The sequence below is a fragment of the Massilia sp. BKSP1R2A-1 genome, assembly GCF_050586525.1.
Lineage (GTDB): Bacteria > Pseudomonadota > Gammaproteobacteria > Burkholderiales > Burkholderiaceae_D > Telluria.
Genome location: NZ_JBOBRE010000017.1, coordinates 99,388 through 114,101, shown reverse-complemented (window position 1 = coordinate 114,101; position 14,714 = coordinate 99,388). Strand labels below are relative to the sequence as shown.

11 protein-coding genes are annotated in these 14,714 nt (G+C 66.8%); 6 read left to right on the top strand and 5 right to left on the bottom strand.

From position 1 onward, the window contains the following. The first annotated feature begins 43 nt into the window (after window positions 1-43). Together ACQ7JA_RS22235 and ACQ7JA_RS22230 are read left to right on the top strand one after the other, a co-directional pair. Window positions 44-937, top strand: a complete 894-nt coding sequence (locus tag ACQ7JA_RS22235) for a LysR family transcriptional regulator (protein ID WP_430901810.1) — start codon at window positions 44-46, stop codon at window positions 935-937. Continuing rightward, a complete protein-coding gene (locus tag ACQ7JA_RS22230; RefSeq protein ID WP_430901808.1) occupies window positions 930-1,715 on the top strand; it encodes a YdcF family protein in 786 nt (261 codons plus the stop codon). The genes ACQ7JA_RS22235 and ACQ7JA_RS22230 overlap by 8 nt, the downstream gene beginning before the upstream one ends. Window positions 1,716-1,746: 31 nt before the next feature. On the opposite strand, the gene ACQ7JA_RS22225 is transcribed toward ACQ7JA_RS22230, so the two are convergent. From ACQ7JA_RS22225 to garD, 4 genes are all read right to left on the bottom strand, one after another. Next, window positions 1,747-2,676: an alpha/beta hydrolase fold domain-containing protein gene (locus ACQ7JA_RS22225; protein ID WP_430901806.1), complete on the bottom strand. Its 930-nt coding sequence runs from the start codon at window positions 2,674-2,676 to the stop codon at window positions 1,747-1,749. Next, a complete protein-coding gene (locus tag ACQ7JA_RS22220) occupies window positions 2,673-3,560 on the bottom strand; it encodes an aldose 1-epimerase (RefSeq protein ID WP_430901804.1) in 888 nt (295 codons plus the stop codon). The genes ACQ7JA_RS22225 and ACQ7JA_RS22220 overlap by 4 nt, the downstream gene beginning before the upstream one ends. 6 nt (window positions 3,561-3,566) lie before the next feature. Further along, complete coding sequence (locus ACQ7JA_RS22215) at window positions 3,567-4,385, bottom strand: NAD-dependent epimerase/dehydratase family protein (protein ID WP_430901802.1); 819 nt, start codon at window positions 4,383-4,385, stop codon at window positions 3,567-3,569. A 69-nt stretch (window positions 4,386-4,454) separates the two neighbouring features. Beyond that, window positions 4,455-5,996: a galactarate dehydratase gene (gene garD, locus ACQ7JA_RS22210; RefSeq protein ID WP_430901800.1), complete on the bottom strand. Its 1,542-nt coding sequence runs from the start codon at window positions 5,994-5,996 to the stop codon at window positions 4,455-4,457. 155 nt (window positions 5,997-6,151) lie between these two features. Here garD and ACQ7JA_RS22205 point away from each other — a divergent pair, with 155 nt between their 5' ends. The 4 genes from ACQ7JA_RS22205 to ACQ7JA_RS22190 all read left to right on the top strand — a co-directional run bounded on the left by ACQ7JA_RS22205 (window position 6,152) and on the right by ACQ7JA_RS22190 (window position 13,687). Continuing rightward, the gene (locus ACQ7JA_RS22205) at window positions 6,152-7,564 is read left to right on the top strand and encodes a glycoside hydrolase family 88/105 protein (RefSeq protein WP_430901798.1); all 1,413 of its coding nucleotides are present in this window, start codon (window positions 6,152-6,154) and stop codon (window positions 7,562-7,564) included. 15 nt (window positions 7,565-7,579) lie between these two features. Next, the gene (locus ACQ7JA_RS22200) at window positions 7,580-8,782 is read left to right on the top strand and encodes a DUF4861 family protein (protein ID WP_430901796.1); all 1,203 of its coding nucleotides are present in this window, start codon (window positions 7,580-7,582) and stop codon (window positions 8,780-8,782) included. A 10-nt stretch (window positions 8,783-8,792) separates the two neighbouring features. Continuing rightward, window positions 8,793-10,595 carry a glycoside hydrolase family 28 protein gene (locus tag ACQ7JA_RS22195; protein ID WP_430901795.1) on the top strand — a complete coding sequence of 601 codons (1,803 nt, stop codon included), beginning with the start codon at window positions 8,793-8,795 and terminating at the stop codon, window positions 10,593-10,595. A gap of 170 nt (window positions 10,596-10,765) precedes the next feature. Continuing rightward, entirely contained in the window at window positions 10,766-13,687 is a 2,922-nt protein-coding gene (locus ACQ7JA_RS22190) for a TonB-dependent receptor (protein WP_430901794.1), read from the top strand. 103 nt (window positions 13,688-13,790) lie between these two features. Here ACQ7JA_RS22190 and ACQ7JA_RS22185 read toward each other — a convergent pair whose 3' ends face one another. Next, window positions 13,791-14,633 carry an alpha/beta hydrolase gene (locus tag ACQ7JA_RS22185; protein ID WP_430901793.1) on the bottom strand — a complete coding sequence of 281 codons (843 nt, stop codon included), beginning with the start codon at window positions 14,631-14,633 and terminating at the stop codon, window positions 13,791-13,793. Window positions 14,634-14,714: the final 81 nt, after the last annotated feature.

The following is a 14,714-nucleotide window of genomic DNA, read 5'->3' as shown; positions in this document are numbered from 1 at the left end:
GATAGCCCTTATACTTGGACACACCGTCTCATGGGTGAAACATATGGATCTTCTTGCACTCGTCGACTTCAACCTCGTGGCCAGGCATGGCGGCTTCGGCCGGGCCGCGCGTTTGTCCGGCCGTCCGAAGGCAACCCTGTCCCGCCGCGTCGCGGAACTGGAACGCAGTCTCGACCTGCGCCTGTTCGAGCGCGGCGCGCGCAACCTGAAACTCACCGAGGAAGGGAGGGCGCTGCACGCGCGCACGTCGGTGCTGCTCACCGAGATCGACGAGACCGCGGCAAGCATTGCCTCCGGCGGGGAACAGCCTCGCGGACGCCTGCGCATCAGTGCGCCGCTGCTGTTCGCGCAGACCGCCATGGGCCGGCTCGCCGCCGGCTTCTCCCTGAAGCATCCGGAAGTAAAGCTGGAAGTCACGACCGAAGACCGGGTCGTGGACATGGTCGAGGAAGGCTACGACCTGGTCCTGCGGGTCAATCCGGATCCCGACGAGACCCTGGTGGGACGGATCTTCCTGCGCGACCGCCTGGTCGTGGTTGCAAGTCCGGCGCTGGCCCGTCCCGCAGACGGCGCGCCTGTTCCTGCGGTCGTGCGCGACGGCGCCGGCGCCACGATATGGAAACTGAAGGATGCACCCGCCATCGCGGCCGACCCAAGGCTGTCCCTGTCCTCGCTCATCATGGTGCGCGACGCCGTACGCATGGGAGTGGGCGCCGGCCGCCTGCCCGTTTCCCTCGTCAGCCGCGACCTGGCCGAAGGCAGGCTGGCGCATTGGGGCGATGCGGACTCGCCCGAGATCGCACTATGGGCCCTGTACCCGTCGCGCCGCCTGCTGAGCGCGCGCGTGTCCGCCTTCCTAGATCACCTGAAAACTTCCTTCCCCAAGGGGACGCCGGACGAGCTGGCGGCCCACATCGACTACGACACCCATGCTTGACCTGATCAACGCGATCCCGCGCAGCCTGATCCTGCCGCCTTCCAACCTCTTCCTGCTGGTCGTGCTCGGCCTTGTCGTCCGGCGCTGGCGGCCGCGCGCCGGCCGCGTCGTCGCGGGCGCCGGCTTCGCCCTGCTCACCCTCCTGAGCATGACGGCGGTGGCGGACTTGCTGGTGACGCCGCTGGAGAACATGACCACCCCCTTGACCGCGCCGAAGCAGGCCGGCGCCCAGGCCATCGTGGTCCTCGCCGCCGGCCAGGTGCGCGAGGCGCCCGAATACGGCGGCCGCGACATCCCCGACTACGTGGCCCTGGCGCGCCTGCGCTATGCGGCCCACCTGCAGCGGGCGACCGGCCTGCCCATCCTCGTCAGCGGCGGCTTCGCCGGCAAGCCCCTCGGCAATGACCTCGACTATTCCTTCGGCGACGCGATGGCGACCGCGCTGCGCGAGGACTTCGGCGTCCCGGTTGCATGGGTCGAGGAACGCTCGCGCGACACCGCCGAGAACGCGGCCTTCAGCGCCGCCATGCTGCGCGCGCAGGGCATCACGCGCATCCTCCTGGTGACCGACGCGATGCACATGGCGCGTTCGAATGCCGCCTTCAGGCGCGCGGGAATGGACGTCGTCGACGCGCCCACCCTCTTCCTCGGCGGAAGGGCCACCAGCATCAACGCATGGGTGCCCAGCGCCGAAGGCATGCGGCGCTCCTGGTATGCGACGTATGAGCTGATCGGGCTCGCCTGGTATCGTGTACGTTCAGGCGGCGCAGCGCAGTAACTACTCGTAGGTGGCCGGCGACGCCGGCCACCTACGGCAGAGCGCGCAGCGTGCGCCGCAGGAAAGCGTCCATCGCGTCCACGGTCGGCTCCACCCAGGGGTCGAACAGCCAGAAGGAATGCGGGGAGCCGGGCAGCGCGACCGTGTCGCTTGCGATGCCGAAGGAGGCCAGCTTCGCCGCCATCGCCTCGCGTCCCACCGAGAAGCGCGGCACGCCGCTGATGATGAAGAGCAGCGGCGGGCTGTCCTTGCCCACGTGGGTGATCGGCGAGGCCGCGCGCCACGATGCTTCCTTTTCCGAATAGCGCCCGCCGAACCAGGCGCCCGCCGCCGAGGGCTTCTTGTTCGGATCGTCCTCGTGCCTGCGCGCTTCCTCGGTGGTGAAGTCCGACAATCCGTCGATGTTGATCACGGCGCGGATCGCCTGCGGCTCCAGCATTCCCGCCAGCGAGGCGATCTGCCCGCCCGCCGAGGCGCCCGAGATGGCGACACGCGCCGGGTCGATGCCGAAGCCGGCCGCATTGTCGCGCAGCCAGCGCACGGATTCCCTGACGTCGGTGATGGCCGCCGGATACCGGGCCTGTCCCGACAGGCGGTAGCTGACGGTGGCGGCGGCGAAACCGCGCGCGGCCAGGCGCGCCGCCAGCGGCGCCATGCCGGTGCGGTCGCCGCTGGCCCAGCCGCCGCCGTGCACGAGGATCACGAGCGGCGCCGGCTTCGCGCCGGGCTTAGCGCCGGGCTGCGGCAGGTAGAGATCGAGGCCGAGGGCGATGCCGGGGTGCTGCAGATAGACGAGGTCCTTGCGCACCTGGACCGATGCCGGCGCTTCGCTGCCCGCGATGCGGATGAAGGGATAGTCGCGGACCAGCTTGCGGTAGGTCGTCTCCGCGTTGTAGGGCGTCTGCCCCCAGGCGCCCGTAGCAAGCAGGACAAGGAACAAGCCGGAGATGAAAAGCTTCATAGTGCTTCCCCGCGGAACACGCAGCGCCGGCGCAGCGTGGCGCCAGGGGCCAGCACCGTCAGGCCGGGCTGGCCCGGCAGGTTGTGCGCATTGACCGGATGGTCGACGGGTTCGAAACAGAACACGTCGCGCCCCTGCGGCACATAGAGAATGAAATAGTCCATGTCGGCCGCCACCCCGAGCGCCACGCCGCGCCCCGGCCAGGCGATGCGCGCATCGCCGTGCCAGCCTTCGAACACATTATCGACGCCATCCTGCGGCAGGGACGATGGATTGTCGAACCGCCATGGAAGCGGAATGTCCTGGCGCGCCAGCGGAAGCTTGTCCGGGCCGGCCATCCACACGCTGCGCGCACCCGCCTGCAAGCGCGCGCCTTGCGGATCCGGCATCCAGGGATGCAGGCCCAGGCCGAAGGGCAGCGCGCTGCGGCCCGCATTGCGCACGCCGAGTTCAATCAGCAGCGCATCGTCAGCCAGGGTGTAGCGCAGTTCGGCCGTATAGGCGAAGGGCGCGGCGTCCCAGCGGTCCAGGCTCAGGGTCAGGGAGGTGTCATGGTGGGCCGCGACGCGCCAGCGCTGCTGCCAGCCGTCGCCGTGGATCGGGCAAGGCTCGCCTTCGCGGTTCGGCAGGGGCACGTACTGAGTGCCCTCGAATGCGAAGCCCGTGGGCGACATCCGGTTCGACCACGGCAGGAGGGGGAAGCAGGCCAGCTGGCCAGGGAGCGGCATGCCGGGGAAGTCCTCGGGCAGGCCGCGCAGGAGCGGCACCCGCTCTTCGCCGCGCAGCCAGTCGAGCCGCGCCAGTCCGCCTCCCACCTGCGGCAGCACTTCCGCCACCAGGCGGTCGTTGCGCAGGGTGAGGCGTTCCAGCACGGGAGTCGGCATCGGCGCTCAGTATTGCGGGCCGTCGAGCAGGAACTTGCCGCCCTGGTACATGGTGGTGACGTCGTCCTTGTCCGGGAATGCCGAGGTGTCCGGGAACAGGTGGGCGAATTTCGAGGAGCTGTCCTTCGGCTTGTAGCCCAGGTGCGAGGCCAGGCGGTTGTCCCACCAGACGCTGTCGTTGTCCGACACGCCGTAGATGATGGTGTGGCCCACGCGCGGCGCGAACAGCGAGCAGCGCAGCATCTCGGTGAGATCGTCGTAGGAGAACCAGGTGCTCATCATGCGCTTGTTGGCCGGCTCCGGGAAGCTCGAGCCGATGCGGATGCAGACGGTCTCGATGCCGAAGCGGTCGAAGTAGTAGCGCGCGATCTGCTCGCCGAAGACCTTCGACAGGCCGTAGTAGCTGTCCGGGCGGGTCGGCGAGTTCGCGTCGAGCACCGTGTTGACATGGTGGTAGCCGATCGCGTGGTTCGAGCTGGCGAACACCACGCGCCGGGTGCCGGCCTTGTGCAGCGCCTCGTAGAGGTTGGCCACGCCCAGGATGTTGGCCTGCATGATCGGCTCGAAAGGCTTCTCGGTCGAGATGCCGCCGAAGTGCAGGACGGCGTCGACGCCTTCCAGCAGTTTGATCACGGCTTCCTTGTCGGCCAGGTCGCACTGGACGATTTCCTCGCCCTCGCGCGCTTCGCCCATGTCGGCCACGTCGGACAGGCGCACCACCTCGGCCCAGGGCTTGATGCGGTCGCGCAGGACCTTGCCCAGGCCGCCGGCGGCGCCGGTCAGCAGGATGCATTTGAAGGGTTTGCCTTTTGCGGCTTCAGTCATTGCTAGAGCTCCTTGATCTCGTAGGGTGGTCGGCTCTGCCGACCACCCTACGGACAACAATATGTTTGGTCAGGTCACCGGCGCCGGATTGAACAGCGCCAGCGCATTATGCAGTTTCCAGTGTTCGGCCCAGGTCTTGCGCCCGCTTGCCACGTCGAGGATGAGGCGGAACAGCTCCCAGCCCACATCCTCGATAGTAGCCTCTCCGCTGGCGATGCGGCCGGCGTTCACGTCCATCAGGTCGTGCCAGCGGTTCGCCAGTTCGGTGCGGGTCGCGACCTTGATGACCGGGACGGCAGCCAGGCCGTAGGGCGTGCCGCGGCCGGTGGTGAAGATGTGCACGTTCATGCCGGCGGCCATCTGCAGGGTGCCGCAGATGAAATCGCTGGCCGGGGTGGCGGCGTAGATCAGGCCCTTCTGCTGCAGCTTCTCGCCCGGCGAGAGCACGCCGGTAATCGCCGTGGTGCCCGACTTGACGATCGAGCCCATGGCTTTTTCCACGATGTTCGACAGGCCGCCCTTCTTGTTGCCGGGCGTGGTGTTGGCGCTGCGGTCGACGCCGCCGCGCACCAGGTAATCGTCGTACCATTGCATCTCGCGCACCATCGCCTGGGCGATTTCCGGGGTGGCAGCGCGCGCGGTCAGCTGGTCGATGCCGTCGCGCACCTCGGTGACCTCGGAGAACATCACGGCGCCGCCGGCACGCACGATCAGGTCGGTGGCGTAGCCCACGGCGGGGTTGGCGGTCACGCCGGAGAAGGCGTCGCTGCCGCCGCACTGCACGCCGACCACGAGATCCGACGCCGGGCAGGTGACACGCCGGCGCGCATTGAGTTCCTGCAGGTGCTGCTCGGCGGTCGCCATGAGCGAGTCGATCATCGACATGAAACCGACGTGCTTCTGGTCCTGCAGGGTCACCACCGACGGTTCGGCATTCCCGATCGGGATCGCGCCGGCCGGGAACAGGCGGGCCGGCGGCAGCTTCTCGCAGCCCAGGCTGACCACCATCACGCTGTCGCCGAAGTTCGGGTTGCGGGCCAGGTTGCGGATCGTGTTGATCGGGATGCTGGCGCCCGGCGCGTCGATCGCGACGCCGCAGCCGTACACGTGCTCGAGCGCGACGATGTCCTCGACGTTCGGGTAGCGCGGCAGCAGCTCTTCCTTGATGCGCTTGACCGCGTAGTCGATCACGCCCGAGACGCACTGCACGGTGCTGGTGATCGCCATGATGTTGCGGGTGCCGACCGAGCCGTCCTTGTTGCGGTAGCCTTCGAAGGTATAGCCTTCCAGGTCCCGGGCCGCCGTCACCGCGTGGGTGCCGATCGGCAGGTCGTCGAGCGAACGGGCGGCCGGCATGCGCAGCACGCGCTCCGACACCCAGCTGCCGCGCGGGATCGGGCCGGCGGCAAAGCCGATCGTCACGCCGTAGCGGATCACGGGGTCGCCTTCAAGCAAGTCGACCAGCGCCACCTTGTGCCCCTGCGGGACGCCCTCGACGAGGGTCAGGCCGTCGGGGAAGACGGTGCCCGCGGGCAGTCCGCCGTCGTTGGCGACGATCGCGACATTGTCGCTGGCCTGCATGCGGATGGTGCGCGGAAGGTCTTGGTTCATGATGTGTTGCCCTGGTCGGTAGGTTCTTTTTCAGTATGCCATACAACATCTCGCAGTGGCTAGTCCACCTTGCGATTTTGGCCCGACCAAATTAGAATGGCCTGACCAATAAGCAGGTGGTGCAGTAATCAGACAACAACACCGGACGGAGACATATGAAGACGACCATGCTGGCAGCTTCGCTCGCCACCCTTTTAGGCTGCGCACTCGCTTGCGGCCCCGCCCTGGCCCAGGGCGGCCAGTACCGCAACCCGGACAACAAGAACCTGAAGGACCCGGCCGAGGGCAGCTATCCGGTGCCTTATAAAATGCCGCAGGTGGCCGAGGTGACAAGCCAGCTGAAGCTGATCCGCGACTACATGAACGGCGCGACGCCGACCCGGATCATCAACCGGAAGACCGGCGACCAGATCTTCGACCTGAAGACGCCGAATGCCGATGCGATCTTCGAGCCCAGCGCGGGCGACTACGGCATCCAGGTCTATGAGATGGGCGTGGTCCACTCGGGCCTGCTGAAGGCGGCGGAAGCGACCGGCGACCAGGGCTTCACCGCGATGACCCAGCGCCACTTCCAGTTCTTCTCCCAGACCCTCCCCTACTTCCGCGCCCAGGAACAGAAGTTCCACCTCGAGCGGGCCAACAGCTTCTCCCGCTTCCTCGATCCGCGCTCGCTGGACGATTCCGGCTCGATGTGCGCCGCCCTGATCCGCGCGCGCCTGAAGAACGTCGGCCCGGACCTGAAACCCATGATCGACGCCTGCAGCGACTGGGTCATCAACAAGCAGTTCCGCCTGGAGGACGGCACCATGGCGCGCAAGCGTCCACAGGAAGTCTCGCTGTGGGCCGACGACATGTACATGAGCATCCCGGCCCTGGCCGAGATGGGCCGCATGACCGGCAACCGCAAGCACTTCGACGACGCCGTCAACAACGTGATGGGCATGACGAGCCGCATGTTCAATCCGCAGCTGGGCCTGTACACCCACGGCTGGCACGCCAACCACCAGGACGCGCCGCGCTTCTACTGGGCGCGCGCCAACGGCTGGGCGGTGCTGGCCATGTCCGACCTGCTCGACGTGCTGCCGAAAGACCACCCGGGCTACGACAAGGTGCTGAACCAGCTGCGCGCGTCCATCAAGGGCATCGCCGAACTGCAGTCGGGTACGGGCCTGTGGCACCAGATGATCGACCGCAACGACTCCTACCTCGAGACCTCGGCCAGCGCCATCTTCACCTACGTGATCGCGCACGCCGTCAACCAGGGCTGGGTCAGCCCGACCACCTACGGCTCGATCGCGCAGGCCGGCTGGGCAGGCTTGAGCACCCGCATCACCGCCAAGGGCGAGGTGGAAGGCACCTGCGTCGGCACCACGCTGGCCGGCGACATGGTCTATTACTACAACCGTCCGACCAGCGTGCACGCGCTGCACGGCTATGGCCCGATGCTGCTGGCCGGCGCCGAGATCATCAGGCTGGTCAAGAATCCGGCCTTCGAAGTCCAGCACAAGGTTCGCACGTATCATTACATGCCCAAGGGCGGCAAGACCGACTACCGCGAACACCACTGAAAGGCGACTGAACACATGAAACGTTTGATCCTTGCAGCTGTACTGACCGCATCCCTGAACGCGTATGCCGCCGAGAAGCTGGCCGTCACCGTCCAGCACGACCTGTCCATCGCCCGTCCGTCTGAAACCGTCGCCATCCCCTGGAGCGACGTCAACGCCGCCCTGCCGGGCGCCCTGATCCAGAAGATCGCGGTGAAGGACGCCAGGGGCAATGTGCTGCCCTACCAGGTGACCAACGTCGCGCCGCTGGCCAAGGATCCAAAGGGCGTGGGCGCCGCCTACGGCGAGCTGATTTTCCAGCACAACTTCGCCGCCGGCGAGAAGAGCGCCAGCTTCACGGTCGAGAAGATCGACACCGTGGCGCCGGTGTTCCCGGTCAAGGCGTTTGCACGCTACGTGCCGGAACGCCTCGACGACTTCGGCTGGGAGAACGACAAGATCGCCCACCGCACCTACGGTCCCGCCCTGGCCGCGCCTGCACCCGCGGGCGTGACCAAGGAAGTGCTGGTGACCAGTGGCCTGGACCTGTGGTTCAAGCGCGTGCCCTACCCGATCGTCGACCGCTGGTACAACAAGGGCCATGACCACTACCACAAGGACGAGGGCGAGGGCATGGACATGTACAACGTCGGCAAGTCGCGCGGCGCCGGCGGCACCGGCGTGTGGGACGGCAAGCAGCTCTACACGGGCGTGAACTACGCCTCGTGGAAAGTCCTGGCCAACGGCCCGGTGCGCGCGATCTTCGAGCTGCACTACGCAGCCTGGGATGCGGCCGGCAAGCAGGTCAGCGAGATCAAGCGCTTCACCGTGGACGCCGGCCATCAGCTGGACCGCATCGACTCTACCTTCCAGTACGAGGGCAACGAGCCGATCACCGTGGCGGTGGGCCTCAACAAGAACCCGAGCGACAAGAACCAGGATCCGAACGTCACCGTCAAGCGCGAAGGCGCGGTGCTGCTGCAGTGGGTCGAGCAGAAGAGCAACGACGCCTTCGGCACCGCGGTCGTGATCCCGGGCGCGGAAGGCTTCGCCCAGGACAACCTGAACGAACTGATCCTCGCCAAGGCGACGTCCGGCAAGCCGCTGCGCTACTACGCCGGCGGAGCCTGGAGCCGCGCCGGCGAGATCACCTCGCTGGCGCAGTGGCAGAAGTACCTGCAGGACGCCGCCGCCCGCGCCGGCAATCCGGTGCGCGTGACCCTCGCGCGACAGCAGTAAAGGGGCCACGATGCACTTCCAACCCAGACGCCGCGCCATCCTGCGCACCGTTCCCGCCGCCGGCCTGCTGCTGGGCGGCGCGGGCTGCGCCACCCAGTCCGGCAGCACCGCAGGCGACGATCCGTGGAAGCGCGCCGACGACATCGTCGCGCGCTTCGCCACGCCGCAGCGCTTCCGCGAAGAAGACTTCCCGATCACGGCCTACGGCGCCCAGCCCTGCTCCATGGTCGCAACCCGCGGGCAGACCGCCTCGCTCGTCAACGGCACCCTGCAAACGCCCGCCCCCGATTCGCCCGACGCCCACCCCGCCATCACGCAGGCGATCAAGGCCTGCAACGCCAAGGGCGGCGGCCGTGTCGTGATCCCGGCCGGCGACTGGTACTGCGCCGGCCCGATCGTGCTGCTGTCGAACGTGCACGTGCACCTGGCCGCCGGCGCGCGCGTGCATTTCTCCGCCAACCCGGAACACTATGCACGCCATGGCGAGTTCGATTGCGGCGCCAACGGCAAGCTGACCCTGTCGCGCTGGCAGGGCAACGATGTCCTCAACTACTCGCCCATGGTGTATGCCTACAACCAGACCAATATCGCGCTCACCGGCGCCGACTGGACCAGCATCCTGAACGGCCAGGGCGGCGTGCCCTTCGAGCACAAGAAGGACGAGTGCTGGTGGGACTGGAAAGGCCGCGGCAAGCCGGCGCGCATCCGCACCGAGATCGCGCCGAACCCGGTGAACGCGCCGCTGGCGCAGGTCGCCCCGAACCTGCCCCAGGCACAGCGTGCGCTGATCGAGGGCGAAGGCTGGCAGACCGACTCGCGCTACCTGCCGGCCCTGTCGGAAGCCAAAGTGCCGGTCGCCAGGCGCGTATTCGGCCGCGGCCACTTCCTGCGTCCCTGCATGATCGAATTCATCGGCTGCACGAAAGTCCTGATGCAGGGCTACCAGGTGAACGCGGCGCCGTTCTGGCTGCACCATCCGGTGAACTGCCGCGACCTGGCGATCCGCGGCGTGAACATGGAAAGCCTGGGGCCAAACAGCGACGGCTTCGACCCGGAAGCCTGCGACGGCGTACTGGTCGAGGAATGCACCTTCAACAACGGCGACGACTGCATCGCGATCAAGGCCGGCAAGAACCTCGACACCCAGTTCGGCCCGACCCGCAACATCGTGATCCAGCGCTGCATCATGAACAGCGGCCACGGCGGCGTGACCCTGGGCAGCGAGATGGCGGGCGGCATCGAGCACGTCTACGCGCGCCAGCTGGAGTTCCGCAACGTCCACTGGGCGAAGGATCCGCTGAACACGGCGATCCGCCTGAAGACGAACATGAACCGCGGCGGCTTCCTGCGCCACCTCTACGTACGCGACGTGACGATTCCGAACGGCGTGCAGATCGAGCCGTCCTGGTACAAGCCGCTCGAAGGCGCGAAGGAAATCACCCAGCAGGTCGCCTCGACCGCCGGCGCCATCGTCACCATCGACTGCGACTACGTGCCGGGCGACGACGCGGTGCGCACCCGTCCGCCGCAGGTCTCGGACATCGACATCCGCGGCGTGCGCACGAAGGACGTGCAGACGAAGGACGGCCGCTTCTCCTGCTACCAGGCCTTCGTGCTGCTGGGTCCCGTGGCCTCGAGCTACAACGGCCCTGCCGGCGTTGCGATCCCGCCGATCACCCGGGTGCGCATCAGCGACTCCGATTTCGGCACCCCGAAAAACGGCGCCCAGCCCTGGTTCCTGCACAACGCCACCGCAGTCACGCTCGAGAACGTAACCATTGCGGGTAAGAAATACAACACGACTCTCTCTTAAGTAATAGGCAGCAAGCAGTCTTCAGAGCAGGTCAGACCAATCCTCGTATTTATTTTGGAGTGGTCTGACCAAAATGGCAAAATTTGGTCTAGAATCCACAAACCGGCCTGACCAGATAAATACAACGCCACAGTGGCAGGCAAGCCCTGATAAAAACGCATGGAGACAGCATGAAACAACGTTCGCAGCGTGTAGTCTTGCGCAAACTCACCGCGTGCCTGCTCGGCACCGCCTCGGTTTCGATCCTTTCCGTCGGCCCCGCATTCGCCCAGAATGCGGACGCTCCCCAGCAGATCCAGACCGTGCAGGTGAGCGGCCTGCGCGCCTCGCTCGAGAGCGCCCTGAACGCCAAGCGCCAGGACAACGGCATCGTCGACGTCATCAAGGCCGAGGACATGGGCAAGTTCCCCGACACGAACCTGGCCGAGTCGCTGCAGCGCGTGCCGGGCGTGGTAATCGACCGCGACGCCGGCGAAGGCCGCAACATCACGGTGCGCGGCCTGGGCCAGGACTTCACCCGCGTGCGCATCAACGGCATCGAGGGCCTCGCCACCACCGGCGGCACCGACAGCTCTGGCGGCACCAACCGCGGCCGCGGCTTCGACTTCAACGTCTTCGCTTCCGAGCTGTTCAGCTCCCTCACCGTGCGCAAGAGCTCCTCGGCCGACGTCGACGAAGGCTCGCTCGGCGCCACCGTCGACCTGCAGACCCTGCGTCCCTTCGACCTGAAAGGCTTCAACGCCACCATCGCGGCCAAGGGCAAGTACAACGACGGCTCCGAGAAGGTCGACCCGCGCGTGGCCTTCATGCTGTCGAACACCTTCATGGACCGCACCCTGGGCGTGCTGGTCTCGGGCGCCTTCTCGAAGCGCCGCGTGCTGGAAGACGGCTTCAGTACCGTCCGCTGGGACAACGGCCCGTCCTCGGGCGGCTGGTGCGCACCGCAGGGCGTGGCGGCGAACCCGGCGAACTCCACCGCCACCACCTGCGGCCCGGCCGCGCAAGGCGTGCCGCGCCTGCCCGCATCGCAAGCTGCCACGGACGCCTACAACGCGGCCAGCAACCCGAACAACTTCCACCCGCGCCTGCCGCGCTACGGCCGCCTGACCCACGACCAGGACCGCCTGGGCCTGACGGCCTCGGTGCAATGGCGTCCGCAACGCGGCACCCTGCTCACCTTCGACATGCTGTACTCGAAGCTGGACGCGACCCGCCAGGAAGACTTCCTGGAAGCGATCTCCTTCAGCCGCAGCGCCAGCCAGGGCGGCAAGCCGCAGACCAGCGTGGTCGAGGCCCAGTACGCGCCCAACGGCGCCCTCCTCTACGGCAAGTACAACGGCGTGGACGTGCGCGCCGAGTCGCGCTACGACGAGCTGAATACCACCTTCACCCAGCCGACCCTGACCCTCGAGCACAAGTTCAACGACAGCTGGAGCATGAGCGCCAAGGTCGGCCGCGCCAATTCGAAGTTCCGCAACCCGGTGCAGACCACCGTCACCCTGGATGCGCTCAACGTCAACGGCTACACCCTGGATTTCCGCCAGGACGCCCGCGCCGCCATCATCGGCTACCCCTTCGACCCGATGGCCGCCAACGGCGCGCTCGGCATCGTCGGCGTGCCGCGGGTAGCGAGCGGCGCACAGCCGACCACGGTGCCGAACACCACCACCAGCGAGATCCGCATCCGTCCGCAGGGCGCGACCAACGTCAACGACGTCGGCCAGTTCGACCTGGCCTGGGAAGCCAGCGACAAGCTGACCTTCAAGGGCGGCATCAACCGCAAGAAGTACGAGTCGGACACGTATGAATTCCGCCGCGTGAACCAGAACGACACGATCTTCGCCCCGCCCGCCGGCAGCGCGGGCCTGAGCACGACCGTGACCGGCTTCGGCCAGGGCAACGTGAGCGGCTGGGTGATCCCGAACCTGTCCGCCATCGCGGCCGCCTACGACATCTACTGCAACTGCATCAAGGCCGGCCCCGCCGGCGGTCCGGGCGACTTCACCCTGTCCTCGATCACCAACGGCAATGCGCGCGGCAACAACCGCACCGTCACCGAACGCGACGACGGCTTCTACCTGATGGGCGAGTTCAAGGTCGACCTGTGGGACATCCCGGTACGCGGCAACTTCGGCGTGCGCCACGTGAAGACCGAACTGGAAGCGATCGGCTACCAGGCGGCGGGCGGCGGCACCGCGGTGCAGGTCAACCACGACTACAAGGACACCCTGCCCTCGTTTAACATCGCGGCCAACCTGACCCGGGACTTCATCGTGCGTTTCGGCGCGGCCAAGGTGATGACCCGTCCGCAGCTGGGCTTCCTGTCGCCGGGCGGCACCATCTCGACCACCGGCACCCTGACCATCAACACCGGCAACCCGCTGCTGAAACCCTTCCGCGCGAAGACCTTCGATTCGAGCTTCGAGTACTACTTCGGCAAGAACGCCTTCGTGGGCCTGGGCCTGTTCCAGAAGAACATCGACACCTACATCCAGTCGCTGCGCAACAACATGCCGTTCCGCGAGACCGGCCTGCCGCTGTCGCTGCTGCCGGCGAACTTCACCGGCGAAGAGGTGTTCCAGGTGACCGCCCCGATCAATACCGACGGCGGTAAACTGAAAGGCTTCGAGATCAACTACCAGCAGCCCTTCACCTTCCTCCCGGGCTGGGGCAGGAACTTCGGCACGGTGCTGAACTACACCAAGGTCAGCTCGAAGATCGAGTACGCGGTATCGGCCACCAGCAGCGAGCGCATCGTCGACGACCTGCTGAACCTGTCGCCGAAATCCTGGAACGCCACCTTCTACTATGACGACGGCAAGTTCAGCGCGCGCGTCTCCGGCGCCAAGCGTTCGTCCTTCCTGACCCGGGTGCCGGGCCAGAACAACAACGACGTCGAGGGCAAGAACGAGACCTTCAACGTGGACCTGTCGCTCTCGTACAAGTGGAACGAGCGCCTCGAGTTCACGCTGGAAGGCATCAACCTGACCAACGAACCGAGCGACCAGTTCATCAGCCGCGCCCGCAACAGCGTGGTGGTGAACAACGTCACCGGCCGTGAGTACCTGGCCGGCCTGCGCTACAAGTTCTGATCTTTTCTCTGGTGTGACCTTCAGCCCGCGCTTGCGCGGGCTTTTTTCATTGTGGTGACGCCGTGATGGCGCGTTTGCACGATGATCCGGCCCACGAGACACCCTACAAATGCCGTCCCAGGAAGTCGAGAACGCGCCGCTCGTACTCGGCAGGCGCGAAGCGATGTAAATCCACATGCGCCGCCCCGGGCACTTCCCATAGCGCCTTCTCGCTTTTCGCGGCATCAAAAATGCGCCGGGTCTCGGCGATCGTCGTGTGGAGGTCGGCGTCTCCCGATACGATGAGGACCGGTGCCCCCAGGGCCGGCATGCGCGCGATTGGCCGCAGCTGCGCTGGATCGATATCGAGCCGCAGCGGTAGTTGTGCAAGCAATAGCGGCGACAGCGCAGGCGCCAGCACGCCGACCCGCATGTGCAGGCGGTCAAGCACCGCATCTTCGATGGTCGGATACATCGACTCCAGGATAACCGCGTCCGCAGGCGGACAGTCCGCGCACAGTACATAGGATGCCGCGCCCAGCGATACGCCGATGATGCCCACGCGTCGGCGCGGGTCGTCCCGGCGCAGGTAGTCCAGCGCCGCTTTCACGGCCACACCTTCGCGCAGGCCGAAGGTGATGGCGGGCGCTGGGCTGGCGCCGTGCCCGGGCAGGTCGATCAGCAGCACGGTATAGCCCGCGGCTTGCAGGAAGCGGGAGCGCGCCAGCATCTGCGTGCGGTCGGCCCGGATGCCGTGCAGGAGCAGCAGCGCGCCCTTGCCCGCACCGGGCAGCAGCCAGCCCTCGACCGGCTGACCATTGCTGGTCGCCAGCGTCACGGTGCGCAGCGTCGCATCCGGCGCCGCCAGCGGATATTGGTTGACAGCGATGAGGGTCGAGCCGGCTATCCAAGTGAAAAGCACCCCACCTGCGATGGCGGCGGCCAATGCCCATGCCAGTCTTCTCATGAAGAATCCGTTCCTATGATAGGGACGCGCCATCTTGTCACATCGCGCGCTGTGTGAAAAGATGGGCTGCCTGTACCTAGC